Origin of the sequence: Streptomyces sp. NPDC048277, assembly GCF_040652235.1 — a bacterium.
GTDB lineage: Bacteria > Actinomycetota > Actinomycetes > Streptomycetales > Streptomycetaceae > Streptomyces.
Window position 1 is genome coordinate 143165 of sequence record NZ_JBEZLQ010000007.1, and the last position, 26012, is coordinate 169176.

25 protein-coding genes are annotated in these 26012 nt (G+C 70.5%); 13 read left to right on the forward strand and 12 right to left on the reverse strand.

What is annotated here, in order from left to right; genetic code table 11:
* Positions 1-89 precede the first annotated feature (89 nt).
* Positions 90-1892 (forward strand): ABC-F family ATP-binding cassette domain-containing protein, encoded by a 1803-nt coding sequence (locus AB0D85_RS17810; RefSeq protein ID WP_362320757.1) that lies wholly within the window; start codon positions 90-92, stop codon positions 1890-1892.
* A 102-nt stretch (positions 1893-1994) separates the two neighbouring features.
* Here AB0D85_RS17810 and AB0D85_RS17815 read toward each other — a convergent pair whose 3' ends face one another.
* Positions 1995-2378, reverse strand: coding sequence for a hypothetical protein (locus tag AB0D85_RS17815; RefSeq protein WP_362320759.1), 384 nt, complete (start codon positions 2376-2378; stop codon positions 1995-1997).
* Positions 2379-2481: 103 nt separating this feature from the next.
* On the opposite strand from AB0D85_RS17815, the gene AB0D85_RS17820 reads away from it, so the two are divergent.
* The 4 genes from AB0D85_RS17820 to AB0D85_RS17835 all read left to right on the forward strand — a co-directional run bounded on the left by AB0D85_RS17820 (position 2482) and on the right by AB0D85_RS17835 (position 7722).
* Positions 2482-2943: a MarR family winged helix-turn-helix transcriptional regulator gene (locus AB0D85_RS17820; RefSeq protein WP_362320762.1), complete on the forward strand. Its 462-nt coding sequence runs from the start codon at positions 2482-2484 to the stop codon at positions 2941-2943.
* A gap of 263 nt (positions 2944-3206) precedes the next feature.
* Complete coding sequence (locus tag AB0D85_RS17825; RefSeq protein WP_362320766.1) at positions 3207-4985, forward strand: PQQ-binding-like beta-propeller repeat protein; 1779 nt, start codon at positions 3207-3209, stop codon at positions 4983-4985.
* Positions 4986-5095: 110 nt separating this feature from the next.
* Complete coding sequence (locus AB0D85_RS17830; RefSeq protein WP_362320769.1) at positions 5096-6826, forward strand: PQQ-binding-like beta-propeller repeat protein; 1731 nt, start codon at positions 5096-5098, stop codon at positions 6824-6826.
* 203 nt (positions 6827-7029) lie between these two features.
* Positions 7030-7722, forward strand: coding sequence for a LuxR C-terminal-related transcriptional regulator (locus AB0D85_RS17835; RefSeq protein ID WP_362320772.1), 693 nt, complete (start codon positions 7030-7032; stop codon positions 7720-7722).
* Between the two features lie 58 nt (positions 7723-7780).
* Here the strand turns inward: AB0D85_RS17835 and AB0D85_RS17840 are convergent, their stop codons facing one another.
* Together AB0D85_RS17840 and AB0D85_RS17845 are read right to left on the reverse strand one after the other, a co-directional pair.
* Positions 7781-8104, reverse strand: a complete 324-nt coding sequence (locus tag AB0D85_RS17840; RefSeq protein WP_362320775.1) for a hypothetical protein — start codon at positions 8102-8104, stop codon at positions 7781-7783.
* Positions 8105-8131: 27 nt separating this feature from the next.
* Entirely contained in the window at positions 8132-9844 is a 1713-nt protein-coding gene (locus AB0D85_RS17845; protein ID WP_362320778.1) for a sodium:solute symporter family protein, read from the reverse strand.
* 136 nt (positions 9845-9980) lie between these two features.
* On the opposite strand from AB0D85_RS17845, the gene galT reads away from it, so the two are divergent.
* Genes galT through galK form a run of 3 tightly spaced genes read left to right on the forward strand, consistent with a single transcriptional unit; the run spans position 9981 to position 13162 of the window.
* Complete coding sequence (gene galT, locus AB0D85_RS17850; protein ID WP_362320781.1) at positions 9981-11039, forward strand: galactose-1-phosphate uridylyltransferase; 1059 nt, start codon at positions 9981-9983, stop codon at positions 11037-11039.
* Positions 11039-12007 (forward strand): UDP-glucose 4-epimerase GalE, encoded by a 969-nt coding sequence (gene galE, locus AB0D85_RS17855; protein ID WP_362320784.1) that lies wholly within the window; start codon positions 11039-11041, stop codon positions 12005-12007. Before galT ends, galE begins: the two co-directional genes overlap by 1 nt.
* Positions 12008-13162, forward strand: coding sequence for a galactokinase (gene galK / locus AB0D85_RS17860; protein WP_362320787.1), 1155 nt, complete (start codon positions 12008-12010; stop codon positions 13160-13162).
* A 75-nt stretch (positions 13163-13237) separates the two neighbouring features.
* Here the strand turns inward: galK and AB0D85_RS17865 are convergent, their stop codons facing one another.
* Positions 13238-13675, reverse strand: coding sequence for a LysR substrate-binding domain-containing protein (locus tag AB0D85_RS17865; RefSeq protein ID WP_362320790.1), 438 nt, complete (start codon positions 13673-13675; stop codon positions 13238-13240).
* A 383-nt stretch (positions 13676-14058) separates the two neighbouring features.
* Here AB0D85_RS17865 and AB0D85_RS17870 point away from each other — a divergent pair, with 383 nt between their 5' ends.
* Positions 14059-14670 carry a Uma2 family endonuclease gene (locus tag AB0D85_RS17870; protein WP_362320793.1) on the forward strand — a complete coding sequence of 204 codons (612 nt, stop codon included), beginning with the start codon at positions 14059-14061 and terminating at the stop codon, positions 14668-14670.
* 14 nt (positions 14671-14684) lie between these two features.
* Here the strand turns inward: AB0D85_RS17870 and AB0D85_RS17875 are convergent, their stop codons facing one another.
* Positions 14685-15143, reverse strand: coding sequence for a GNAT family N-acetyltransferase (locus tag AB0D85_RS17875; protein ID WP_362320796.1), 459 nt, complete (start codon positions 15141-15143; stop codon positions 14685-14687).
* Positions 15144-15402: 259 nt separating this feature from the next.
* On the opposite strand from AB0D85_RS17875, the gene AB0D85_RS17880 reads away from it, so the two are divergent.
* Positions 15403-16176 carry a response regulator transcription factor gene (locus AB0D85_RS17880; protein ID WP_362320799.1) on the forward strand — a complete coding sequence of 258 codons (774 nt, stop codon included), beginning with the start codon at positions 15403-15405 and terminating at the stop codon, positions 16174-16176.
* A 107-nt stretch (positions 16177-16283) separates the two neighbouring features.
* Here the strand turns inward: AB0D85_RS17880 and AB0D85_RS17885 are convergent, their stop codons facing one another.
* Positions 16284-16781 (reverse strand): MarR family transcriptional regulator, encoded by a 498-nt coding sequence (locus tag AB0D85_RS17885; RefSeq protein ID WP_362320803.1) that lies wholly within the window; start codon positions 16779-16781, stop codon positions 16284-16286.
* A gap of 89 nt (positions 16782-16870) precedes the next feature.
* Here AB0D85_RS17885 and AB0D85_RS17890 point away from each other — a divergent pair, with 89 nt between their 5' ends.
* Entirely contained in the window at positions 16871-17686 is an 816-nt protein-coding gene (locus AB0D85_RS17890) for a trans-aconitate 2-methyltransferase (protein ID WP_362320806.1), read from the forward strand.
* Positions 17686-18054 (forward strand): VOC family protein, encoded by a 369-nt coding sequence (locus AB0D85_RS17895; RefSeq protein ID WP_362320809.1) that lies wholly within the window; start codon positions 17686-17688, stop codon positions 18052-18054. Before AB0D85_RS17890 ends, AB0D85_RS17895 begins: the two co-directional genes overlap by 1 nt.
* On the opposite strand, the gene AB0D85_RS17900 is transcribed toward AB0D85_RS17895, so the two are convergent.
* Positions 18051-18725 carry a TetR/AcrR family transcriptional regulator gene (locus AB0D85_RS17900; protein WP_362320812.1) on the reverse strand — a complete coding sequence of 225 codons (675 nt, stop codon included), beginning with the start codon at positions 18723-18725 and terminating at the stop codon, positions 18051-18053. The two genes, AB0D85_RS17895 and AB0D85_RS17900, sit on opposite strands and share 4 nt — an antisense overlap.
* Positions 18722-19732: a fatty acid desaturase gene (locus AB0D85_RS17905; RefSeq protein WP_362320815.1), complete on the reverse strand. Its 1011-nt coding sequence runs from the start codon at positions 19730-19732 to the stop codon at positions 18722-18724. The genes AB0D85_RS17900 and AB0D85_RS17905 overlap by 4 nt, the downstream gene beginning before the upstream one ends.
* A gap of 308 nt (positions 19733-20040) precedes the next feature.
* Between AB0D85_RS17905 and ppc the strand changes: the two genes are divergently transcribed.
* Positions 20041-22773, forward strand: coding sequence for a phosphoenolpyruvate carboxylase (gene ppc / locus AB0D85_RS17910; RefSeq protein WP_362320819.1), 2733 nt, complete (start codon positions 20041-20043; stop codon positions 22771-22773).
* Positions 22774-22840: 67 nt separating this feature from the next.
* Here the strand turns inward: ppc and AB0D85_RS17915 are convergent, their stop codons facing one another.
* From AB0D85_RS17915 to AB0D85_RS17930, 4 genes are all read right to left on the reverse strand, one after another.
* Entirely contained in the window at positions 22841-23341 is a 501-nt protein-coding gene (locus AB0D85_RS17915) for a hypothetical protein (protein ID WP_362320822.1), read from the reverse strand.
* A gap of 64 nt (positions 23342-23405) precedes the next feature.
* Positions 23406-24023 (reverse strand): aminoacyl-tRNA hydrolase, encoded by a 618-nt coding sequence (pth, locus tag AB0D85_RS17920; RefSeq protein ID WP_362320825.1) that lies wholly within the window; start codon positions 24021-24023, stop codon positions 23406-23408.
* Between the two features lie 171 nt (positions 24024-24194).
* Complete coding sequence (locus AB0D85_RS17925) at positions 24195-24791, reverse strand: 50S ribosomal protein L25/general stress protein Ctc (RefSeq protein ID WP_362320828.1); 597 nt, start codon at positions 24789-24791, stop codon at positions 24195-24197.
* Between the two features lie 196 nt (positions 24792-24987).
* The gene (locus AB0D85_RS17930; RefSeq protein ID WP_362320831.1) at positions 24988-25968 is read right to left on the reverse strand and encodes a ribose-phosphate diphosphokinase; all 981 of its coding nucleotides are present in this window, start codon (positions 25966-25968) and stop codon (positions 24988-24990) included.
* Between the last annotated feature and the right edge of the window lie 44 nt (positions 25969-26012).

Genomic DNA, 26012 nt, shown 5'->3' on the forward strand with positions numbered 1-26012 from the left:
CGTGGGCGGGCGGAAAGCGGCTCACGGCCGGGCGGCCTCCCGGCGCGCATTACGCTGGGAGGCTGACCGTCCCCGTGCGCAGGAGTGAAATGGCCGTCAACCTGGTCAATGTCGAGAACGTCAGCAAGGTCTACGGCACCCGTGCCCTGCTGGACGGCGTCTCGCTCGGCGTGTCGGAGGGCGACCGCATCGGCGTGGTGGGCCGCAACGGCGACGGCAAGACCACCCTCATCCGGATGCTCGCCAAGCTGGAGGAGGCCGACACCGGCCGCGTCACGCACTCCGGCGGGCTGCGCCTCGGCGTCCTCACCCAGCACGACTCCCTCGACCCCGAGGCCACCGTCCGCCACGAGGTCATCGGCGACATGGCCGACCACGAGTGGGCCGGCAACGCCAAGGTCCGCGACGTGCTCACCGGCCTCTTCGGCGGACTGGACCTGCCGGGCTTCCCCAAGGGCCTGGACACCGTCATCGGCCCGCTCTCCGGTGGCGAGCGGCGCCGTATCGCGCTCGCCAAGCTGCTCATCGAGGACCAGGACCTGCTCGTCCTGGACGAGCCCACCAACCACCTCGACGTCGAGGGCATCTCCTGGCTGGCCAAGCACCTGCGCGAACGCCGCTCGGCCCTCGTGTGCGTCACCCACGACCGCTGGTTCCTCGACCAGGTCTGCACCCGCATGTGGGACGTGCAGCGCGGCGACGTCTACGAGTACGAGGGCGGCTACTCCGACTACGTCTTCGCCCGCGCGGAGCGCGAGCGGATCGCCGCGACCGAGGAGACCAAGCGGCAGAACCTGGTCCGCAAGGAGCTCGCCTGGCTGCGCCGCGGCGCCCCGGCCCGTACCTCCAAGCCGCGCTTCCGCGTCGAGGCCGCCAACGAGCTGATCAAGGACGTGCCGCCGCCGCGCGACACCTCCGAGCTGATGAAGTTCGCCTCCTCGCGGCTCGGCAAGACCGTCTTCGACCTGGAGGACGTGACCGTCCAGGCCGGGCCCAAGGTGCTGCTCAAGCACGTCACCTGGCAGCTCGGCCCCGGCGACCGCATCGGCCTGGTCGGCGTCAACGGCGCCGGCAAGACCTCCCTGCTGCGCGCCATGGCCGAGGCGGCCCGCACGGAGGGCGAGGCGCAGCCGGCGGCCGGCCGGGTCGTCGTCGGCAAGACCGTCAAGCTGGCCTACCTCTCCCAGGAGGTGGCCGAGCTGAACCCCGCCACCCGGGTCCTGGAAGCCGTCCAGCAGGTCCGCGAGCGCGTCGACCTCGGCAAGGGGCGCGAGCTGACCGCCGGGCAGCTGTGCGAGACGTTCGGCTTCAGCAAGGAGAAGCAGTGGACGCCGGTCGGCGACCTCTCCGGCGGTGAACGGCGCCGCCTCCAGCTCCTGCGCCTCCTGATGGACGAACCGAACGTCCTCTTCCTCGACGAGCCCACCAACGACCTCGACATCGAGACCCTCACCCAGCTGGAGGACGTCCTCGACGGCTGGCCCGGGTCGATGATCGTCATCTCCCACGACCGGTTCTTCGTGGAGCGGACCACCGACCGGGTCTTCGCCCTCCTCGGCGACGCCACGGTGCGGATGCTGCCGCGCGGCATCGACGAGTACCTGGAGCGCCGCCGGCGCATGGAGGAGGCGGTCGCCGCCACGGCCGTGGCCCCCAAGGCCCCCTCGGCCGAGCGGAGCGCCGCCGATCAGCGCGCCGCGAAGAAGGAGCTCCAGAAGATCGAACGCCAGCTGGACCGCGTCTCCGAGAAGGAGACCAAGCTGCACGACCAGATCGCCGCCAACGCCACGGACTTCGCCAAGGTCGCCGAACTCGACGCCCAGCTGCGCGACCTGGCCGGGGAACGCGAGGACCTGGAGATGCGCTGGCTGGAGCTGGCGGACGACGCGTAGCGCTCCGCTGGGAGCGCCGTGATGGGTCGTCGGTCGGCTGAGGGTGCGTCGTGGCTGGTCGCGCAGTTCCCCGCGCCCCTTCGGGGGCGCTGCACGCGCCGGTCAGGCCACCCGGCCGCCGATGCCCGAGCGGCCCTCGGGTACGGACAGCAGGCCGACGGTCGTCTGCTCGCGGACCTCTTCGCCGAGTACGGCGGTCACCGCGTCGGTGATCGCGGTGATCAGGCGGGCGGGTGCGTCCGGGACCCGCGGGTGCCGGTAGGCCGCCTCGCGCAGGCTGAGGGTGATGTCCGGGGCGGCCCGGCCGGTCACGGCCCCGCCCGTACCGCGCCGGTGCGGCGGAACGCCGATGAGGTCGACCGCGACCAACGTGCCGAACTGCTCGCCGTAGACGGAGCCGACGGCGTCCGCGAGCCCGCGGATCAGCCCTTCCTCGGCCTTCCGGTCGAGCGCCGTCTCGCTGATGTGCACGGTGAAGTGGGGCATGGTGGAATCTCCGTTCGTGTCCGCGGCTGCGGGCAGGCCGGTTCCGAATGTCTTTGAGAGCAAAGCATCTTTGCTCTCAAAGGTAAATGGCGAGGGGTGCGATATGGCCGGATCCGCGGGTGACGTGGACGCCACCGTGCGCGAGCTCCTGTTGCTCATGCCCCGGATGGTGGGCCGGGCGAAGCGCATCCCCGTGCCGCAGGCGCTGGAGTCGCTGGCGCTGGCACCCCGTCATCTCTCCCTGCTGGCCTGTCTGCTGCTCGACGGACCCATGACCGTCAACGAACTGGCCGCGCGGCTGGAGGTGGCGCCCACCACGGTCAGCCTGATGGTGGGGGACCTGAGCGGGAAGGGCGTCCTGGACCGTCGCGAGGACCCCTCCGACCGGCGGCGCCGGATCGTGGCCATCGCCCCCGCCCAGCACGAGGCGATCGCCGGCTGGCTCGCGCCCGGCGCCGCCGCCTGGCGTCGGGTGCTCACCCCGCTGACCCCGGCGCAGCGGAGCCTGTTCGTCGAGACCCTGCACGCGTACGAGGCCGCGGTGGCGGAGGAGCGCGAGCGCTGACCGTCACGGGCGGTCCCGCCGGGCGCCGGCGCGAATCAGCCGCGCGCAATCTCCTTGCGTACACCTGGTGCAGAGGCCGTGAAGGCACGTAACGACGGCATCACGGGGCGGTTCTCCCTTGGGAACAGCGGCAGATGCGGGCCCGTGGCCTGTCGGTCCCGAGTGGTAGAAAGGTCCGTCCGAGAACTGTCCGAACGCGGCCCTGGGCCCGTCACGAGCCTCGGACATGGCTAAAAATCAGTGAACGAGGGGGAAGAACGCTGATGGCTCAGCCGCCCGACCAGCCGCCGCACGGCGGTTTCGGAGCACCGCAGGACCAGTCGCCGCCGGGCGGAGGGTTCGGTGCCCCGCAACAGCCGCCCGCGCAGGGAGGGTTCGGCGCGCCACCGCCCCTGCCTCCCCAGCCGCCCCACGCACCCCCGGTGCCACCCCAGCAGCCCCAGCCCGGCTACGGCTACCCGCAGCAGCCCGGTCCCTACGCGCAACCGGGCCCGTACGGCGCGCCGGTGGGTGCTCCAGGGCCGTACGGGCCGCAGCCCGGGTACGGCTACCCGCCGCAGCAGCCGTACCCCGGCGGCCCGGGGATGCCCCCGTCGTCCGGCGGCGGCAGCGACGGGCCGTTCAAGGGGAAGCCCGCGCTGGTCGTGGCGGCCGCGGTGGCGGGGCTGCTGGTCGTCGGCGGCACGGTGTACGCCGTGACCGGCGGCGGGGGCGGCGGCGACAAGCCGGTCGCCCAGCACTCCGGCGACCCCAAGGCCTCCGGCACCGACACCCCGGTCGACCCCGGAGATGGCAGCGGTGCCGGCGGTGCGGACCCGGAGAACCTCAACGAGGGCCGCAAGTCCGGCGAAGCCAAGGTGCTCTGGTACAAGTCGGCCCCCGACGCACCCGCGAACGGCGCCGACGCGCCCGGTATGTGGATCACCGGGAAGACGGCGGTGAAGGCGGCGTACAAGCAGGTCTTCGCCTACAACGTGGGCAACGGCGACCCGACATGGGCCCCGGTCACCTTCCCGCAGAAGATCTGCGCGGTCACGACGCACAAGTCGGCGGACGACAAGGTCGTCGTGGCGTACATGAACGGCACCAGCGACCGGGCCAAGTGCAACCAGCTCCAGGAGATCGATCTCGACACCGGCAAGAAGGGCTGGACCGCGACCGTCGCCGACGGCGGGCTGTTCGACAGCGCGCTCAGCATCGAGCTGACGATCAGTGGGAAGACGCTGATGGTCGGCCGTTCCGAGTCGGGCACCGCGTACGACCTCGGCAGCGGCGACAAGTTGTACGACAAGAAGAAGTACGGTGCGGCCTGTTTCCCGTCGTCGTTCGCGGGCGGCACGAACCGGCTGATCCAGGTGGCCTCCTGCGGGGCCGGCGGCAGCAACGAGCACGACGAGATCTCGGAGCTCGACCCCGCCACCGGCAAGGTCAGGTGGACCCAGCCGGTCAAGAAGGGCTGGCAGGTCGAGCGGACCTACTCGGTCGACCCGCTCGTGGTCTACATGACCAACGAGGAGAAGAAGGCCTGGAACATCTCGACGCTGGACGCCAAGGGCACGTTCCGTTCCGAGGTCAAGGTCGACGAGAAGTTCGCGCCCCAGTGCGGCTGGGCGGTCCTCGCCCGTGATCTGCAGGGCTGCCAGGGCGTGGCCGTCGACGCGAACACCCTCTACCTGCCGACGGACGTGAGCGGCGGCGCCAACGAGATCGTCGCGATCAGCCTCACCGACGGCAGGGCGAAGTGGCGTACCAAGTCGCCCACGGACGAGTCGATGTACCCGGTCAAGGCCGAAGGCGGCAAACTCGTCGCGTACGTACGGCCGTCGTACGACGCGGGCGGCCAGGTCGTGTCGATCCCGACCGCCGGCGCGAGCCACCGGACCACCAGGCTGCTGCAGAACCCGCAGCACACCGCCGAGATCGAGGACGGCTTCTACGACGGCGCGGTCGACTGGGTCGACGGCCGCTTCTACCTCTCCTCCACACGGCTGACCGGCAGCGACGAGGCGAAGGAGAAGCTGATGATGGCCTTCGGCGACTGAGCGGGGCCCGTCCCACGCCGTCCGCAGTCCGTCAGGGCCGTCACAGCAGTCCAGTCCGTCAGCCCGCGCCGCCCCAGCCGTCCCACGCGCCGTCCCCGAGGTACCCCGTCATGACCCAGCCGCCCCCTCCGCCCCCCAACCAGCCGCCGCAGCAGCCCGGTTTCGGCGCCCCCGCCGGCCCACCGCAGCCGTCCGGGCCCCCGGCCCCGCAGCCGGGCTACGGCTATCCCCAGCCGGCGCAGCCCGGCTACGGCTACCCCCAGCAGCCGCCCCAGCCCGCGCAGCCCGGCTACGGCTACCCCGCCCAGCCTCCGAACCCGTACGCGCAGCAGCCCGGTTACGGCTACCCCGGTCACCCCGGCGGCCCCACCCTGCCGAGCCCGTCCGCCCCGCCCCCGCCGAAGAACAACGCCGCGCTGTTCATCGTCATCGCCGCGGTCGTCGCGATCGCGCTGATCGTCGGCGGCGGCATCTGGTACGCCAAGTCCTCCGGCGGCGACGGCGGGAAGGACGACACCGCGAGTTCCAGCGGCGGCGCCACCGGCGGCCAGGACACCGGCAAGGACGGCAAGGGCGGCAAGGGCGCCGAGAAGGTGCCGGCCGACACCGCCTCCAAGGTCCTCTTCCAGGTCCCGCTGCCCGCCGCCAAGGACACGACGGTCACCGCCGGCTCCTGGCTCACCGGCAAGGTGTACGCGAAGAGCGGTGTCGCCCGGATCGTCGGCTACGACCCCGACTCGGGCGCCCAGCTGTGGACGGTCCCGCTGTCCGGCCCGGTCTGCTACGCCAGCGGCCACGTCAGCGCGGACGGCAGGACGGCGGTCGTCTTCCAGCCGAGGATGCCGGCCAAGGGCTCCTCGGCGGGCTGCACCCAGGTCGCCGCGATCGACCTGAACGCCGGTAAAAAGCTGTGGACGCAGACGATCAAGTCCGGTGACGTACCCATCAACTTCAGCAATGTGACGGTCTCCCGGCAGACGGTCGCGGTCGGCGGCAGCAGCGGCGGCGCCGCCTTCGACCTCGCCTCCGGCAAGGTCCGCTGGCAGCCGAAGCCGGACGACGCCTGCTACGACGCCGGTTACGGCGGCGGCGCCAAACTGGTCGCGGTCCGCAGGTGCGGCAGCGGCGACACCGGTCAGCTGCACATCCAGACCATCGACCCGGTCTCCGGCAAGTCGGTCTCCGACTACACGATGACCTCGGGCATCGACTACGCCAGCGTCGTGTCGACCGACCCGCTGGTGGTGGCCGCCGACGTCAACGACAGCGCGGGCGACGGCAGCGGCTTCTCGGACGTCTTCTCCATCGACAACAGGACGGGGAAGCTGCGGACCCGTATCTCCACCCCGGGCAGCTCGTACGCGGTCCGCTGCGACGGCATCTACGAGCTGGAGAAGTGCAAGGGCGTGACGGTCGGCAACGACCGGCTGTACCTGGCGACCGAGCAGCACGACGGCAGCGGCGACTACACGAAGACCAACGAGATCGTCGCCTTCGACCTGGCCACCGGGGAGCAGACCGGCCAGCGCGCCGACGCCGGGAACAACTACACGATCACACCGCTGCGCATGGACGGTCCGAACGTGATCGCGTACAAGAGCGCGCCGTACGACAAGGGCGGTCAGATCGTCAGTATCGACGGCGGTTCGTTCAAGGAGACCAAGCTGCTGGAGAACCCGGCGACCGAGGCGGTCAAGGCGATCGAGACCAGCATGTCGCCCGAGTACGCCGAGGTCCTCTACTCCCAGGGGCACCTGTACATGTCGGCGGTCTACGCCCGCACCGGGAGTTCGTCGTCGGACAAGGCGTACCTGGTCGCCGCGTTCGGCACGAGCGGCTGATACGCGCTCATCACCCGCGAATACCAGAAAAGCAAGAGATTCCTCCGAACCGGGGCAGTTCTCATCAGTAGGGGCAGCGCAACGTCGAACAAGCGTGTAGCTTCCGGGGGCATGAAGGACGAGGTGCCGGGGGGCCCTCTGTCCATGCGGACCAGTGGGCATCCATAGTGGGGCATCCATTGGGGGGACTGGGGGGTTGCTCTATGGGAGTGCGGCTCATGGTGGTCGACGACCACCGGCTGCTCGCGGAGGCACTGGCCTCGGCGCTGAAACTGCGCGGCCACCGGGTGCTCGCGGCGGCGGCGCCGGCGGCGGGCGCGGCGGAACTGGTGATCACACGGGCGCCCGAGGTGTGCCTGCTCGGTACGGCGGTACCGGCCGAGCCGGGGATCTTCGACCCGGTGGTGCGGATCAAGAAGGAGCGGCCGCAGGTCGCGGTGCTGGTGCTGGGCCCGGTGCCGTCCCCGCGGGGCATCGCGGCGGCCTTCGCCGCGGGCGCGTCCGGGTACGTACGGCACGACGAGCGGATAGAGGGCGTCGAGCGGGCGATCATGAAGGCGCGGGCCGGGGAGGCGGCCGTGGCGCCCGCCCTGCTCCAGGGCGCGTTCAGTGAACTCCTCAACCCGGCCGCCCAGCCCGACGACGAGGGCCAGCGCCTCCTCCAGATGCTCACCCCGAGGGAGGTCGAGGTCCTGGTCCGCGTCGCCGACGGCGAGGACACGAGGCTGATCGCCGCGGGCATGGGCATCGCCCCGAGCACGGCCCGCACCCATGTGCAGAGGGTCCTGATGAAACTGGGCGTGGGATCGAGGCTGGAGGCAGCGGCCCTGGCGGCGAGGACAGGCCTGCTGGACCGAGCCGGACCTCTCAACGGCGGCACAGAAGCGCCCCGTTAGGGGCGCGGGGAACTGCGCGACAAGCCCCTACGCACCCGCACCCGAACAACACCCGCTGTTAGTCCTCGGCCTCTTCCGCCGGAGGCACCGGCGGCGTAGGACGCAACTTCAGCCAAACCAAGAAGAACACCCCGAGCAACAGCATCCCGATGCCCGTCCACAGGTTGATGTTGATCCCCTGCGCCTTGTCGATCTCCGCCTGGGAGTCCGTGATCCCGGCGATCGTGACGATGACCCCGTACAGGACGAACAGCCCGCCGATGATCCGCCGCAGATCGAAGATGCGCGCGGCGGTCGTGGACCTGCCCTCCAGCTCGGTGACCTCGCGCTGGACGTCCTGCTCGGAGTAGTGGAATCCGGAGTGCCCGGAGTCGTCGGTCATGGCTCCTCCATCCTCCCGCGACCGGGACTAGAACGAGAACGGGACGTAGCAGAGGGCGGCGATGATCACCGCGCCCCAGCCGAGGAGCGCCGGCCGCCGGTACCACGCCTCGTCGCCGGGCGCGGGCGCCTCGGTCATGCCGGGGGACGTCGTGCCGTAGACCAGGCCCGCGAGCTCCGCCGCCGGCTTGGGCGCGGTGAACAGGGACACGATCACCATCACCACCGCGCCGGCGACGAAGCCGGCGATCGCGGAGACGAAGTTGGCGCCCTGGTCGGTGGGGATGTCGATGATGTGCCGCTTGTAGAGGACGAAGTAGTTGACCATCGCGGTCACCGTCCCCGCGAGCAGCCCCCAGAAGCCGGATTTCGCCGAGGCGCGCTTCCAGAACATGCCGACGACGAAGACGACGAACATCGGCACGTTGAAGAAGGAGAACAGCGTCTGGAGGTAGCTCATGATGTTCGAGAAGGACGACGCGAGGAACGCCGTACCGACGGACGCGCAGACGCCGATCACGGTGATGAGGCGTCCGAAACGCACGTAGTACGCGTCCTCGCGGCCCCTGACCACGTACTTCGCCCAGATGTCGGTCGTGAAGACGGTGTTGAAGGACGACACGTTGGCCGCCATGCCGGCCATGAAGGCCGCCAGCAGACCGGTCACCGCGATGCCGAGCACGCCGTTGGGCAGCAGCTGCGACATCAGGTAGGGGATCGCGTCGTTGTACTGGAGGCCCGAGGCGGACGTGCCGATGCCGGGCACGATCGCGGCGGCGACCAGGCCGGGGATCATCACCAGGAAGACGATGAAGATCTTCGGGTACGCGGCGATCAGCGGGGTGCGCTGGGCGGCGGAGAGGTTCTTCGCCGACAGGGCGCGCTGGACCTCGGCGAAGTTCGTCGTCCAGTAGCCGAAGGAGAGGACGAAGCCGAGGCCGAGGACGATGGTCAGCCAGTTCGCGCCGAGCGGGTTGACGGTGCCGATGCCGGTGCCGCCCCAGGCGGTCGTGAAGTTGTGGCCGTGGGTGGCGGTGAGCCTGTCGACCAGGCCGCCCCAGCCGCCGACCTTCTTCAGGCCGAGCACGGAGAGCGGGATGAGGGCGGCCAGGATCACGAAGAACTGGAGCACCTCGTTGTAGATGGCCGAGGAGAGGCCGCCGAGGGTGATGTACGCCAGCACGAACGCGCCGGCGACCACGATCGCCACCCACTGCGGCCAGCCGAGGAGCGCCTCGACGACGATCGCCAGGGCGTACAGGTTCACACCGGCGATCAGAATGGCGGCGAAGGCGAACAGGATCGCACTGAGCAGGTGTGCGGCTCTGTCGAAGCGGAGCAGCAGCATCTCGGGGACCGAGCGGACCTTGCTGCCGTAGTAGAAGGGCATCATCACCAGGCCGAGGAAGACCATGGCCGGAATGGCGCCGATCCAGTACCAGTGCACGGTGTACGCGCCGTACTGCGCGCTGTTCGCGGCCATGCCGAGGATCTCGGTGGCGGCCAGGTTGGCCGAGATGAACGCGAGGCCGGTGATCCACGCGGGCAGCGACCGTCCGGAGAGGAAGAAGTCGAGGCTCGTCCTCACCGAGCGGCGGGCCGCGAAGCCGATGCCGAGGACGACCACGAAGTAGATCGCGAGGATCGTGTAGTCCAGGCCGTTGGTGGGGAGCCGCAGCGTCGCCGCGAGGTCTGTCGCTGGGTATGTGGGGGATGTGGGGACATTTGTGGGGTTCTGCACCCGGTAATTCAACACTTTCGTTGTCTCACCTTGATTGATTGCGATGTTGACTGCCGTGGTGAGTTGTGTTTTGGTGTGTTCGGTTCTGTTTGGTGGTTGGCTGACTCGAACAACGCTCGAAATTCGGGAGTCCGCAGTGAAGAAGACCTCGACCCGGCTGGCCGACGGTCGCGAGCTCATCTACTACGACCTGCGCGACGACACCGTGCGGGACGCGGTGGACCGTCGTCCGCTGGAGCGGACGCACACCACCTCCGAGGTCCGCCGCGATGTGCTGCTCGGCGACCAGGTGGCCATCGCCTCGCACCGGCAGGGCCGCACCTACCACCCGCCGGCCGACCAGTGCCCGCTGTGCCCGACCCAGGGCGAGCGGCTGAGCGAGATCCCGGACTCGTCGTACGACGTGGTGGTCTTCGAGAACCGTTTCCCCTCGCTGGCCGGCGACTCCGGGCGCTGTGAGGTGGTCTGCTTCACCTCGGACCACGACGCGTCCTTCGCCTCCCTGAACGAGGAGCAGGCACGCCTGGTCCTGGACGCGTGGACCGACCGGACGTCGGAGCTGTCGCATCTCCCCTCCGTCGAGCAGGTGTTCTGCTTCGAGAACCGCGGCGAAGAGATCGGCGTGACGCTCGGTCACCCGCACGGCCAGATCTACGCCTACCCCTTCACCACCCCGCGCACCGCACTGATGCTGCGCTCACTCGCCGCCCACAAGGAGGCGACCGGCGGCGAGAACCTCTTCGACGCCGTCCTGGAGCGTGAACTCGCCGAGGAGCGGGTCGTCCTTGAGGGTGAACACTGGGTCGCCTTCGTGCCGTACGCGGCACACTGGCCCTACGAGGTCCACCTGTACCCGAAGCACCGCGTCCCCGACCTGCTCGCGCTGGACGAGGCGGCACGCTCAGAGTTCCCCAAGGTTTATCTGGAACTCTTGAGGCGCTTCGACCGTATCTTCGGTGAGGGTGAACCTCCCACGCCCTACATCGCCGCCTGGCATCAGGCGCCGTTCGGGACGCTGGAGGAGTTCGAGGGTGTCACGCGCGACGACTTCGCGCTCCACCTCGAGCTTTTCACCATCCGCCGAACGACCGGCAAGCTGAAGTTTCTCGCGGGTTCCGAATCCGGCATGAGCGTGTTCATCAACGACGTGCCGCCGGAGCGCGCGGCCGAGCGACTGCGAGAGGTAGCGAGTTGATGAAGTACCTGGTGACGGGCGGGGCGGGTTACGTCGGCAGTGTGGTCGCCCAGCACCTGCTGGAGGCGGGCCACGAGGTCACCGTCCTCGACAACCTCTCCACCGGCTTCCGCGAGGGCGTCCCCGCGGGCGCCGCCTTCGTCGAGGGCGACATCCGCGACGCCGCCAAGTGGCTCGACTCCTCCTACGAGGCGGTGCTGCACTTCGCCGCGTTCTCCCAGGTCGGCGAGTCGGTCGTGAAGCCCGAGAAGTACTGGGACAACAACGTCGGCGGCACCATGGCGCTGCTCGCCGCGATGCGCGAGGCCGGCGTCCGCAAGCTGGTCTTCTCCTCCACGGCGGCCACCTACGGCGAGCCGGAGCAGGTCCCGATCGTCGAGACCGCCCCGACCAAGCCGACCAACCCGTACGGCGCCACCAAGCTCGCCGTCGACCACATGATCACCGGCGAGTCGGCCGCCCACGGCCTGGCCGCGGTATCGCTCCGCTACTTCAACGTGGCCGGTGCCTACGGCGCGCAGGGCGAGCGCCACGACCCCGAGTCGCACCTGATCCCCCTGGTCCTCCAGGTCGCCCAGGGCCGCCGCGAGGCCATCTCCGTCTTCGGCGACGACTACCCGACGCCCGACGGCACCTGCATCCGCGACTACATCCACGTCGCGGACCTGGCCGACGCCCATCTGCTGGCCGTGGCGGCCGCGCGGCCCGGCGAGCACCTGATCTGCAACCTCGGCAACGGCGAGGGCTTCTCGGTCCGTGAGGTCATCGAGACGGTCCGCCAGGTCACCGGCCACCCGATCCCCGAGGTCGTGGCCCCCCGCCGGGGCGGCGACCCGGCGGTCCTGGTCGCCTCGGCGGCCACCGCCCGCGAGAAGCTGGGCTGGAACCCGACCCGCGCGGACCTCGCGGGGATCGTCGCGGACGCCTGGGAGTTCGCGCAGCACATCAGCGCAGCGAGGGAGCAGTAAGTGGGGGCACAGCAGGTGCGGGACGGTTTCGTGGAGCTCTACGGAACCGCCCCCGAGGGTGTCTGGGCCGCGCCCGGCCGGGTCAACCTGATCGGCGAGCACACCGACTACAACGACGGCTTCGTGATGCCGTTCGCGCTGCCGCACGTGGCGACGGCCGCGGTCTCCCGCCGCACCGACGGAGTGCTGCGCCTGCACTCCGCGGACATCGAGGGCGGGGTCGTCGAGCTCGCCCTGGACGCCCTGGAGCCCGGCACCGACCATGCGTGGACGGCGTACCCGGCGGGCGTGGTCTGGGCGCTGCGCGAGGCCGGCCACCCGGTCACCGGCGCCGACGTCCACCTGGCCTCCACGGTCCCGACCGGCGCCGGCCTGTCCTCCTCCGCGGCCCTGGAGGTGGTGATCGCCCTCGCCCTCAACGACCTCTACGAGCTCGGCCTGCAGCGCTGGCAGCTGGCCCGCCTGTGCCAGCGCGCGGAGAACGTCTACGTGGGCGCCCCGACCGGCATCATGGACCAGACGGCGTCGGCGTGCTGCGAGCAGGGCCACGCCCTGTTCCTCGACACCCGCGACCTCTCGCAGCAGCAGATCCCCTTCGACCTCGCGGCCGAGGGCATGCGTCTGCTGGTGGTCGACACCCAGGTCAAGCACGCCCACAGCAACGGCGAGTACGGCAAGCGCCGCGCCGGCTGCGAGAAGGGCGCGGCCCTGCTCGGGGTGGACGCCCTGCGGGACATCCCCTACGACGAGTTGGACTCCGCGCTCGACCGCCTCGGCGACGAGGAGGAGGTACGGCGCCTGGTCCGCCACGTCGTCACCGAGGACCACCGCGTCGAACGCGTCGTCGCCCTCCTCGAAGCGGGCGACACCCGTGCCATCGGCCCGGTCCTCACCGAGGGCCACGCCTCGCTGCGCGACGACTTCCGGATCTCCTGCCCGGAGCTGGACCTGGTCGTCGACACCGCCCTCGCCTCCGGCGCCCTGGGCGCCCGGATGACCGGCGGCGGCTTCGGCGGCTCGGCGATCGTCCTCACTGAGGCGGCCGACGTCGACACGATCACCAAGGCGGTCGAGGAGGCCTTCGCCGCGGCCGGCTTCACGACACCGCGCGTCTTCGAGGCGGTGCCGTCGGCGGGCGCCCGCCGCGTGAACTGACCTCGCCGGCACCAGCCGTCAGCCCCGCGTTCCCCGTCGAACGCGGGGCTGACGGCAACTCGGCCCGGGCCCGAGTCACCCGGTGACCATGGCCCGGCACGCCTCGGCGTACGCCCGCACCAGCGGCCGGTGCGCGTCCTCACGGCGCCAGGCCAGGGCGTAGCGGCCGGCGCCGATACCCCGCACCGGACGGGTGGTCACACCGCCCCGAGTGATCAGCGGGGCGTTGCCCGCCGCCACCAGACAGATACCGAGACCCGCGATCAGGGCCTCGTAGGTCTCCTCCGCACCCGCGATCTCGGCGCCGATGCGCGGCGGTCGGCCGGCACGGGCGTCCAGGGCCAGCCAGTGGTCCCGCAGCGGACCCGCGCTCCGGGGCAGGGCGAGGAACGGCTCGTCGACCGGCTTCTGGGGCGTACCCGCGACGTGTTCGCGGCGCGCGGTCCGAACGCTGGTGAGGTGACGGACACTGGCGGCCCGGTTGGCCGATGCCCTCGCCGATGCGCTGCGCATCGCGAGCTCGTGAGGCGCTCGCCGAGTCGGTGAAATGGTGGTCGCCGGCCCTGAAGCATCCTGGGTGCACGACCTGTACTACGTTCCTGGCGATGACCTCGCCTCCGCGGCTGCTGCCCGGCGTCGCGCGCGTGACACGGCCTGCTCGTGGGGCCTGCCACCCGGCGTCACGGTCGCCTGCGCTCTCAGGGCCCGGACCACGAGCAGGGCCGCGGACTGCTCATCATCGAAGCCCTGGCCGCCCGGTGGGGAACCTGGCGGACGCGGACCGGTAGCGGCCTGACGGTCCGGGCCGAGATCCTTGTCGACTCGGCCGCCCCGGCCTGCCACGCGACGACCGCATCGGTAGGTCCTCCCCGTCATACTGGAACGCGGGAGGCCCCATGACTCAGCAGACCCTGTACCGGCGGTTGCGTGACATGCGTGACCACTTCACCCCACCGCCGGGGCTCGCCTGGCCCGAGATCAGTGACGGACAGCTCGTGATGATGATGAGCCCGCGCCCGCGACACCAGCTGACCGCGACGCGGGTGCGGGACATGCTGGCCCCGCAGCTCCCGGCCGGCCTCGGTGTATTCGAGGCGACTGACACCGACGACGAGTCGCTCGGCAAGCTGCGCGTCCCCGACCTGCATGTGTGCCCGTACGACGCGATGGAGACGGACGATCCCCTCGACCCCCGCGAGATCCTCCTGACGATCGAGATCGTCTCTCCGTCCAACCCTGACAACGACTACCGGGACAAGACCCGCGACTACCCCGCCATGGGCATCCCGCGCTACTTGATCCTGGATCCTCGCGACGGAACGTGGACCTACCAGTGGGGCATCGGCCGTACCGAGGGCCGCCCCGCCTACGAGAACCGGTTGCACCTCCCGTACGGCGAGCCGGTCACCATCGTCACAGACCTCGGCACCTGGACGATCGACACCACCGACCTGCCCCGTTACAGCGCCAAGGACATGGGACTGGCGCCGGAGCAGCCGGAGCAATAGCAAGCGCGGGCCGCTCAGCCCAGCCGCTTCACCAGCGTGTACTCCGTGATCCCCGGCGGATAGTCGGGGATCACGCACACCACGTCGTAGCCGTGCTTCCGGTAGAACTCCGGGGCCTGGAAGTCCCAGGTCTCCAGGCGGACGGCGGTGCAGGCGCGGTCGGTGCGGGCGGTGCGTTCGGCCTGCGCGAGCAGTGCGCCGCCCAGGCCCGCGCCGCGGTGGCGGCCGGCCACCCACAGGTACGTGACATGCAGCCAGCTCGTCCAGGTGTGGCCGACCAGACCGCCCGCCAGTTCGCCCGAACGCTCGTCCATCGCCCAGACGTGCAGCGGCACTTGGCGTTCGCCGGGGGTACCGCGCAGGGCCGCGAGGACCGGGGAGGCCGCCGTGTTGGTGTCGCGCAGCCGCGCGTGGAGCAGATCCCGCCGTTCCTTGTCGACTTCCGTCTCAATACGAAACATGCGGCACACCATAAACGCGTCGGCCGGGCAGTTCTGCAAATTGCCTTCCGCTCCCGGCCCCCGGCCGTACCCTGAAGAGCAGTACCGGTGGGGGCCGGTGCTGATCAGGGGGCGAGACAAGTCGGGTACGACGCCCGCGGTGGGGGTAGCAGTTCAGGCACGGCGGCGGCCGTGCGGTTCCGTCCTCCCGTGGGTGTCGTGTCCGCATGGGTCGTCGTTCTCCGGACCTTGGGGTATCCCCTGCTCGGAAGAGCTTGGGGAAGGGGGTTTCGTGGTTCGTATCCGAGTTCTGGTCGTCGACGACCACCGCATCTTCGCCGAGTCGCTGGCCGCAGCACTGGCCGCCGAGCCCGACGTCGACGTGTCCGCGGCCGGCAGCGGTCCGGCCGCGCTGCGCTGCCTGGAGCGCGCGGTCGCCGAGGGCCGCCGCTACGACGTGCTGCTCGTCGACGCCGACCTGGGCGGTCAGCTGCCCGGCGGCCGCCCGGCCGTGCCGGTGCAGGTGGGCAACGAGGAGGGACTGGTCGACGGGATATCGCTGGTCGCGGGCGTCCGCTCGGCCCAGCCCGCCGTCCGGGTCGTCGTCCTCGCCGAGAAGGACGACCCGCGGCGCGCGGCCCTGGCCCTGCAGGCCGGTGCCTCCGGCTGGGTCGCCAAGGACTGCTCGCTGTCCCGGCTGCTGAACGTCATCCGGGGCGTGCTGCGCGACGAGACCCATCTGCCGCCCGCCCTGCTCACGGGCGTCCTGCGGGAGTTGACGGCCGCGCGCAAGCACCGCACCGAGAGCGAGCGGCTCGTGGAGTCCCTCACGCCGAGGGAGCGGGAAGTGCTCCGGTGCATGGTGGCGGGCCTGGGGCGCAAGGCGGTCGCCGAGCGCCTGTTCCTGTCCCCGCACACCGTCCGCACCCATATGCAGAACGTCCTCGGCAAACTGGGCGTGCACTCCACCCTCGCCGCCGTGGCGCTCGCGCGCCGGGCCGGGGTGGGGCCGGCGGACCTGGGGCCTGCCGGGCGGATCATGTCGGAGGAGAGCAGCAGCGCCTGATCAACGCCGGGCGCTCCGCTGGAAGTGCCGCACCAGGCCGTATGCCGACTGCGGCGCCGTCGTGGCTGGTCGCGCAGTTCCCCGCGCCCCTTCGGGGCGCTGCCCGCCTAGCCCGGGATGTTGTCGAACGGGGCGGTCAGCTGGCGTAGCAGGCCCGCCAGTTCGGCCCGCTGGGTGCGGGAGAGTTCGGCGAGGATCGCCCGTTCCTGGGCGAGGAGTCCGGCCAGGGCCTGGTCCGCGCGGTCCTGGCCCTCCTCGGTCAGCCGTACCAGTACACCCCGCCGGTCGCTCGGGTCCGGCAGCCGTTCCACCAGGCCCTTCTTGGTCAGCCGGTCGATCCGGTTGGTCATCGTGCCCGAGGTGACCAGGGTCTGCGTCAGCAACTGCCCGGGGGAGAGCTGATACGGCGTCCCCGCGCGCCGGAGCGCGGTCAGCACGTCGAACTCCCAGGGCTCCAGACTGTGCTCCGCGAAGGCCAGCCGACGTGCCCGGTCCAGGTGCCGGGCCAGTCGGCTCACCCGGCTGAGCACCTCAAGCGGTTCCACGTCGAGGTCCGGGCGCTCCCGGCGCCACGCAGCCACCAGCCGATCGACCTCGTCCTCCATGACGATCAGTGTAGTGGTTGTGTCGACATGAAGTCTCTTGATGTCGAGTCTCTTGACATCAAGATATGTGCGGCGGGAACGTAGGACACATGACCTCTCCCGTCTGGGACCCCGCCCAGTACCTCCGGCACGCCGGCCACCGCGCCCGCCCCTTCGCCGACCTCCTCGCCCGCGTCCCCGGCCTCCCCGGCGAACCCCCGGTCGTCGCCGACCTCGGCTGCGGTCCCGGCAACATGACCGCCCTGCTCACCGAACGCTGGCCGACCGCGCACATCACCGGCTACGACAACTCGCCCGAGATGCTCGACAAGGCGCTCGTGGAGTACGCGGGGCCCACCGCGGGCGGCGGCCGCCTCGACTTCTCCCCCGCCGACGTCCGCACCTGGGCGCCCGAGGGGCCGTACGACCTGATCGTCAGCAATGCCACGCTCCAGTGGGTCCCCGGGCACGCCGACCGCTTCGCCGACTGGATCGCCGCCCTCGCCCCCGGCGGCACCTTCGCCTTCCAGGTCCCCGGCAACTTCGCCGCCCCCAGCCACCGGCTGATGCGCACCCTCGCCCACTCCGCCCGCTGGCAGGGCCGCCTCGCCGACACCCTCCGCCACGACGACGCCGTCCTCACGCCCGAGGCCTACCTGGAGCGGCTGACCGCGCTCGGCTGCACCGCCGACGTCTGGGAGACGACGTACATCCATCGCCTGACCGGCGAGGACCCGGTCCTGGACTGGGTGAAGGGCACCGGGCTGCGGCCCGTGCTCACCGCCCTCGCCGACGATCCGCAGGCCCGGGACGCCTTCCTCGCCGACTACCGGACCGCCCTGCGCGAGGCCTACCCGGCCGGCCCGCACGGCACCCCGTTCCCGTTCCGGCGGGTCTTCGCCGTCGCCCGGAAGGAGGAGGCCTGATGCTCGCCGCCCTCGACCACGTCCAGCTGGCCGCGCCGGCCGGTTCGGAAGACCTGCTGCGTGCCTACTACCTCGACGTCCTGGGGATGACCGAGGTGCCCAAGCCACCCGTGCTCGCGGCACAGGGCGGCTGCTGGTTCCGGGCAGGGGCCGTTCACCTGCACATCGGCATCGAGGACAACTTCCGCCCGGCACGCAAGGCCCACCCGGGGCTGCGGGTCACGGACATCGACGCCTACGCCGAACGCCTCGAAGCGGGTGGCGCCCCGGTCACCTGGGACCACGACCTGCCGGGCCACCGCCGCTTCTACTCCCAGGACCCCGTCGGCAACCGGCTGGAGTTCCTGGAGCCCATGGCCGCCGGCTAGGCCTTGCGGTGGCCTATGAGCCGCGGCTTCTGCTCCAGCCCGTCCAGCCCGTGCCAGGACAGGTTCACCAGGTGGGCGGCCACCTCCGCCTTCTTCGGGCGGCGCACGTCCAGCCACCACTGGCCGGTCAGCGCGACCATGCCCACCAGCGCCTGCGCGTACAGCGGGGCCAGCTTGGGGTCGAAGCCGCGGGACTTGAACTCGCGGCCCAGGATGTCCTCCACCTGGGTGGCGATGTCCGAGATGAGGGACGCGAAGGAACCGGTCGACTGGGGGATGGGGGAGTCCCGCACCAGGATCCGGAAACCGTCCGTGTACTCCTCGATGTAGTCGAGGAGGGCGAACGCGGCCTGCTCGAGGAGCTCCCGCGGATGCCCTGCCGTCAGGGAACTGGTCACCATGTCCAGCAGCCGGCGCATCTCGCGGTCGACCACCACCGCGTACAGCCCCTCCTTGCCGCCGAAGTGCTCGTACACCACCGGCTTGGAGACCCCGGCCTTCGCCGCGATCTCCTCCACCGACGTGCCCTCGAAGCCCTTCGCCGCGAACAGCGTGCGACCGATCTCCAACAGCTGCTGGCGGCGCTCCGCACCGGTCATCCGGGTGCGGCGCGCCCGCCGCTGCTTTTCGGGACTGGGGGTGCTGGAGTCGGTCGCCACGCTGTCAATCATGCCGCCTCGACGGCCTCCGCCCCCTGCCGGGAGCCGCCTTCCCCGCTGTTACGGCGTGAATCGATACGTGAGCGTGACGGCCAGCGCACGTCGTACGCCCACCCCAGCTGCTCGCACCAGCGGATGATCCGCGCCGACGAGTCCACCTGGCCCCGGTCCACACCGTGCCGCGCCGAGGTCGGGTCGGCGTGGTGCAGGTTGTGCCAGGACTCACCGCAGGACAGCACCGCCAGCCACCACACGTTCCCCGAACGGTCCCGCGACTTGAACGGCCGCTTGCCCACCGCGTGGCAGATCGAGTTGATCGACCACGTCACATGGTGGAGCAGCGCCACCCGGACGAGGGAACCCCAGAAGAACGCGGTGAACGCGCCCCACCAGGACATCGTCACCAGACCGCCGATCAGCGGGGGCAGCGCCAGCGAGGCGATCGTCAAGTAGACGAACTGACGGGAGATCATCCGGATCGCCGGGTCCTTGATCAGATCCGGCGCGTACTTCTCCTGTGACGTCTGCTCCTCGTCGAACAGCCAGCCGATGTGCGCCCACCACAGGCCCTTCATCAGCGCGGGCAGGGTCTCGCCGTACCGCCACGGCGAGTGCGGGTCGCCCTCCGCGTCGGAGAACTTGTGGTGCTTGCGGTGGTCGGCCACCCAGCGCACCAGGGGCCCCTCCACCGCCATCGATCCCGCGACCGCCAGCGCGATCCGCAGCGGGCGCTTCGCCTTGAACGAACCATGGGTGAAATAACGGTGGAAACCGATCGTCACGCCGTGACAGCCCAGGTAGTAGAAGAACACCAGCAGGCCCAGATCGAGCCAGCTCACGCCCCAGCCCCACGCCAGCGGCACGGCCGCCAGCAGCGCGAGGAACGGCACGACGATGAACAGCAGCAGGGCGATCTGCTCGATCGAACCTTTCTGCTCCCCGCCCAGCGTGGCGGACGAGAACGAGGTGTCGGCCGGCTTCTGGGCGTCTTCGATCACATCGGAACTAGACGAGGTCATGCGCGTCCCCTGTGGGGTCGAGGGTTGAGACAGGTGCCGATCCGCGGCGACCGAACGGGACTCTAGAACTCATTCCCTACGGTTCCGTAACCTACGGCGACGTAAGTATGGCAGCGAGGCGTCTCGCAGCAAGAGCCCGAGAGCCTGCGCGTCCTCATGGACACCTATCCTTGGAGTCGGTCGGACAGCGCGGTCCGCTCTGTTTCCTTCCCGGATGTCCGGCCCGTATGCGGACAGGCCCCGCCTGCCGCCCGGCCGACGGACGGGTTCCCTCCAGACGAGCTTCACCACTGCAAGGAGCCGCACCTGTGAGCAGTGCCGACGACCAGACCACCACGACCAACAGTGAGCTGCGAGCCGACATCCGGCGACTGGGTGACCTCCTCGGCGAGACCCTCGTCCGGCAGGAGGGCCCCGAGCTGCTGGAGCTCGTCGAGAGGGTCCGCCGCCTCACCCGCGAGGACGGCGAGGCCGCCGCCGAACTGCTGCGCGGCACGGAACTGGAGACCGCCGCCAAGCTGGTCCGCGCCTTCTCCACCTACTTCCACCTCGCCAACGTCACCGAGCAGGTCCACCGCGGCCGCGAGCTGCGCGCCCGCCGGGCGGCCGAGGGCGGGCTGCTGGCCCGTACCGCCGACCGGCTCAAGGACGCCGACCCCGAGCACCTGCGCGAGACCGTGCAGAACCTCAACGTCCGCCCGGTGTTCACGGCACACCCCACCGAGGCCGCCCGCCGTTCGGTCCTCAACAAGCTCCGGCGCATCGCCGCGCTCCTGGAGACGCCGGTGATCGAGTCCGACCGCCGACGCTACGACATCCGCCTCGCCGAGAACATCGACCTGGTGTGGCAGACGGATGAACTCCGGGTCGTCCGCCCCGAGCCCGCCGACGAGGCCCGCAACGCCATCTACTACCTCGACGAGCTGCACGCCGACGCGGTGGGAGACGTCCTGGAGGACCTGACCGCGGAACTGGAGCGGGTCGGCGTCAAGCTGCCCGACACCACCCGCCCGCTGACCTTCGGCACCTGGATCGGCGGCGACCGCGACGGCAACCCCAACGTCACCCCCCAGGTCACCTGGGACGTCCTGATCCTCCAGCACGAGCACGGCATCAACGACGCCCTGGAGATGGTCGACGAACTCCGCGGCTTCCTCTCCAACTCCATCCGCTACACCGGCGCGACCGAGGAACTCCTGGAGTCCCTCCGGGCCGACCTGGACCGGCTCCCGGAGATCAGCCCCCGCTACAAGCGCCTCAACGCCGAGGAGCCCTACCGGCTCAAGGCCACCTGCATCCGGCAGAAGCTGGAGAACACCAAGCTGCGGCTGGCCACGGGCACCCCGCACGAGCCCGGCCACGACTACCTCGGCACCGCCGAACTCCTCGCCGACCTGCGCCTCCTCCAGACCTCCCTGCGCGCCCACCGCGGCGGCCTGTTCGCCGACGGCCGTCTGGCCCGTACGATCCGCACGCTCGCCGCGTTCGGCCTCCAGCTCGCCACCATGGACGTCCGCGAACACGCCGACGCCCACCACCACGCCCTCGGCCAGCTCTTCGACCGCCTGGGCGAGGAGTCCTGGCGGTACACCGACATGCCCCGCGAGTACCGCGGCAAGCTCCTCGCCAAGGAACTCCGCTCGCGCAGGCCGCTGGCACCGACCCCGGCGCCGGTGGACGCGGCCGGCGAGAAGACCCTCGGCGTCTTCCAGACCGTGAAGAAGGCCCTGGAGGTCTTCGGACCCGAGGTCATCGAGTCGTACATCATCTCCATGTGCCAGGGCGCCGACGACGTCTTCGCCGCGGCGGTGCTCGCCCGCGAGGCCGGGCTGCTCGACCTGCACGCCGGCTGGGCGAAGATCGGCATCGTGCCGCTCCTGGAGACCACGGACGAGCTCAAGGCCGCCGACACGATCCTGGAGGACATGCTCTCCGACCCGTCGTACCGCCGCCTGGTGGCGCTGCGCGGGGACGTCCAGGAGGTCATGCTCGGCTACTCGGACTCCTCCAAGTTCGGCGGCATCACCACCTCGCAGTGGGAGATCCACCGGGCGCAGCGCCGGCTGCGTGACGTCGCCCACCGCTACGGCGTCCGGCTGCGGCTCTTCCACGGCCGTGGCGGCACGGTCGGCCGCGGCGGCGGTCCCTCGCACGACGCGATCCTCGCCCAGCCCTGGGGCACCCTGGAGGGCGAGATCAAGGTGACCGAGCAGGGCGAGGTCATCTCCGACAAGTACCTCATCCCGTCCCTGGCCAGGGAGAACCTGGAACTGACGGTCGCGGCCACGCTCCAGGCCTCGGCCCTGCACACGGCCCCGCGCCAGTCGGTGGAGGCGCTGGCCCGCTGGGACGCCGCGATGGACGTGGTCAGCGACGCCGCCCACGCGGCCTACCGCCGCCTGGTCGAGGACCCGGACCTGCCGACCTACTTCCTCGCGTCGACGCCGGTGGACCAGCTCGCCGATCTGCACCTGGGCTCCCGGCCCTCCCGCCGCCCCGGCTCCGGCGTCTCGCTCGACGGCCTGCGCGCCATCCCGTGGGTGTTCGGCTGGACCCAGTCCCGGCAGATCGTCCCCGGCTGGTTCGGCGTCGGCTCCGGCCTCAAGGCCCTGCGCGAGGCCGGCCTCGACACCGTCCTCCACGAGATGCACGAACAGTGGCACTTCTTCCGCAACTTCATCTCCAACGTCGAGATGACCCTCGCCAAGACCGACCTGCGGATCGCCCAGCACTACGTCGACACCCTCGTCCCCGACGAGCTCAAGCACGTCTTCGACACCATCAGGGCCGAGCACGAGCTGACCGTCGCCGAGGTTCTGAACATCACCGGGGAGACCGAACTCCTCGACGCCACCCCGGTGCTCAAGCAGACCTTCACCATCCGTGACGCCTACCTGGACCCGATCTCCTACCTCCAGGTGGCCCTGCTCAAGCGGCAGCGCGACGCGGCGGCGGCCGGCGAACCGGCCGACCCGCTGCTCGCCCGCGCCCTGCTCCTCACGGTCAACGGCGTGGCGGCGGGCCTGCGCAACACCGGCTGACCGTTCTCGGACACGGCGGTGCCCCCGGGGTCGTACGGCGATTTCCCGGGGGCACCGCCATGTGTGCTCACTGCACCGCGAAGAAGGCCGCGGTGAGCAGCGCGATCCCCGAACCGCCCAGCACCCACGCCACCCGGGACAGCCGCAGCCCGCCGGCCACCACCACCGACGCCAGCAGCAGCGCACCGCCCAACGGCACCCAGGAGTACAGGATCCCGGCGGGGCCCGACCGGACCACGTCCTCGGTGCCGGGCTTCACGATCACGTCGTACGTCTGCCCCTTGCGCACCGCGACCGACTTGTCGATGACGACACGCGAGCGCGCCGACGCGCCGGACGAGACGGGCGTGAACGGCCCCGTGCAGCTGTCCGCACCGCACGCGGTCACCTTGACCGTGCCCTGCTCCTTGCCCTTCGTCAGCATCACGTGCTGCGCACTGCCCCAGGAGCCCCACACCCCGGCGACCAGGATCAGCACGGCGACCGCGCCCATCGACACGACACGCAGCGCGTCGACAGGAGCCGTACGGGAGGAAGCGGCGGAGGCAGCAGGCATGGCCGGGATCATTGGCCATTTCCCTACGGCCGGTCAACTGCCGTGGGGGACAGGCAGGGTACGAACAGGTGACAAGTCAGGAGTTGTACGAGCTTTGCGCCCGCTCCAGCCCCTCGGTGACCAGCGCCTCCACGGCATCGGCCGCCCGGTCCACGAAGTAGTCCAGCTCCTTGCGCTCGGCGCCGGAGAAGTCCTTCAGCACGAAGTCCGCGACCTGCATACGACCCGGAGGGCGCCCGATCCCGAACCGCACCCGGTGATAGTCCGCGCCCATCGCCTTCGTCATCGACTTCAGCCCGTTGTGCCCGTTGTCCCCGCCGCCCAGCTTCAGGCGGAGGACGCCGTAGTCGATGTCCAGCTCGTCATGGATCGCGACGATGTTGGCGAGCGGCACCTTGTAGAAGTCCCGCAGCGCGTTCACCGGGCCGCCGGACAGGTTCATGAACGACATCGGCTTGGCCAGGATCACCCGACGGCCGGCCGGCCCCGGCGCCCCGATCCGCCCCTCCACGACCTGCGCCTGCGCCTTCCCGGCCCGCTTGAACTTCCCGCCGATCCGCCCGGCGAGCAGATCCACGACCATGAAACCGACGTTGTGCCGGTTCGCCTCGTACTCGGGCCCGGGGTTGCCGAGACCGACGATCAGCCAGGGGGCGTTGGCGGGCGGGGCGCCTGCGGGGGTGGTCACGTCCATGTCTCCTTGATACGCGCCAGCCGCCGCTCCCGGGGGAACGACGGCTGACCGTTGCTCAACCGCTTGCCGCTTCGGCGCACGGCTTACTGCTGTGGGCAGGCGTTCCGCAGGGCGGAACGGGTGGGCACAGCCACCAGCGCCGGGCGCCTAAAAAGCAGACGGTGCCTGGACTCAGGCCTCGGCGGCTGCCTCGCCCGCGGCCTCGCCGCCCTCGGGCGCCTCCTCCGCCTGCGCGGCCAGGACCTGGAGGACGACCGCGTCCTCCTCGACGGCCAGGGTCACGCCGGACGGCAGGGTGATGTCCTTGGCGAGGACGGAGGCACCGGCCTCCAGGCCCTCGACGGAGACCGTGACGGCCTCGGGGATGTGGGTGGCCTCGGCCTCGACCGGCAGCGCGTTCAGGACGTGCTCCAGCAGGTTGCCGCCGGCGGCCAGCTCGCCCTCGGTGTGCACCGGGACCTCGACGTTGACCTTCTCGCCGCGCTTGACCAGCAGCAGGTCGACGTGCTCCAGGAAGCCCTTGATCGGGTCGCGCTGCACGGACTTCGGGATCGCCAGCTCGCTGGTCTTGCCGTCGATGTCCAGGGAGATCAGGACGTTCGGCGTACGCAGCGCGAGCAGCAGCTCGTGGCCCGGGAGGGTCAGGTGGACCGGGTCCGAACCGTGGCCGTACAGGACACCGGGAACCTGGGCGTCACGGCGGATACGACGCGCGGCACCCTTGCCGAACTCGCTGCGCGTCTGGGCGGCGATCTTCACCTCGGACATGTGGATCACTCCTCGTAGAGATAGAGACGGACGTGGTCACCCGGCCACGAACGGCCTGCTACGAAGAGCGCGTCGATAACGGAGGCGTGGCCTCCCTCGCCGAGCAACTGGAGAAGTCTACTCGGCGCGGGAGGCCACGGAGAAATCGATCAGCGCCCGCAGGGCGCGAGCGATCTTGCAGAAGCGTTTTTACAGCTCACTGCTCGTCGAAGAGGCTCGTCACCGAACCGTCCTCGAACACCTCGCGCACCGCACTCGCGATCGTCGGCGCGATCGACAGCACCGTGATCTTGTCCAGATCCCGGCTCAGCTCGCCCGGCGTCGGCAGCGTGTTCGTCAGCACGAACTCGCTCACCCGGGAGTTCTTCAGCCGGTCCGCCGCCGGACCCGACAGCACGCCGTGGGTGGCGGTGACGATGACGTCCTCGGCACCGTGCGCGAACAGCGCGTCGGCCGCCGCGCAGATGGTCCCGCCCGTGTCGATCATGTCGTCGACCAGGACGCACACGCGCCCCTCGACCTCGCCCACGACCTCGTGGACGGTCACCTGGTTGGCCACGTCCTTGTCACGCCGCTTGTGCACGATCGCCAGCGGCGCACCGAGGCGGTCGCACCAGCGGTCGGCCACCCGCACCCGGCCGGCGTCCGGGGACACGATCGTCAGCTTGTCCTTGTCCACCTTCGTGCCCACGTAGTCCGCGAGCAGCGGCAGCGCGAACAGGTGGTCCACCGGACCGTCGAAGAAGCCCTGGATCTGGTCGGTGTGCAGGTCGACCGTCAGGATCCGGTCCGCGCCGGCCGTCTTCATCAGATCGGCGATGAGCCGCGCCGAAATCGGTTCACGGCCGCGGTGCTTCTTGTCCTGCCGCGCGTAACCGTAGAACGGCACAATCACCGTGATGGAACGGGCCGACGCACGTTTCAGGGCGTCGATCATGATCAGCTGCTCCATGATCCACTGGTTGATCGGAGCCGTGTGGCTCTGGATCACGAAGCAGTCGGCACCGCGCGCCGACTCCTGGTACCGGACGTAGATCTCGCCGTTCGCGAAGTCGAAGGCCTTCGTCGGGACGACCCCGACACCCAGCTGGTGGGCGACCTCCTCGGCAAGCTCGGGGTGGGCGCGGCCGGAGAAGAACATCATCTTCTTCTCGCCGGTCGTCTTGATCCCGGTCACAGCACTGTCTCCTCAGAGGTGTCTCAGCCGTACAGCCGATTCAG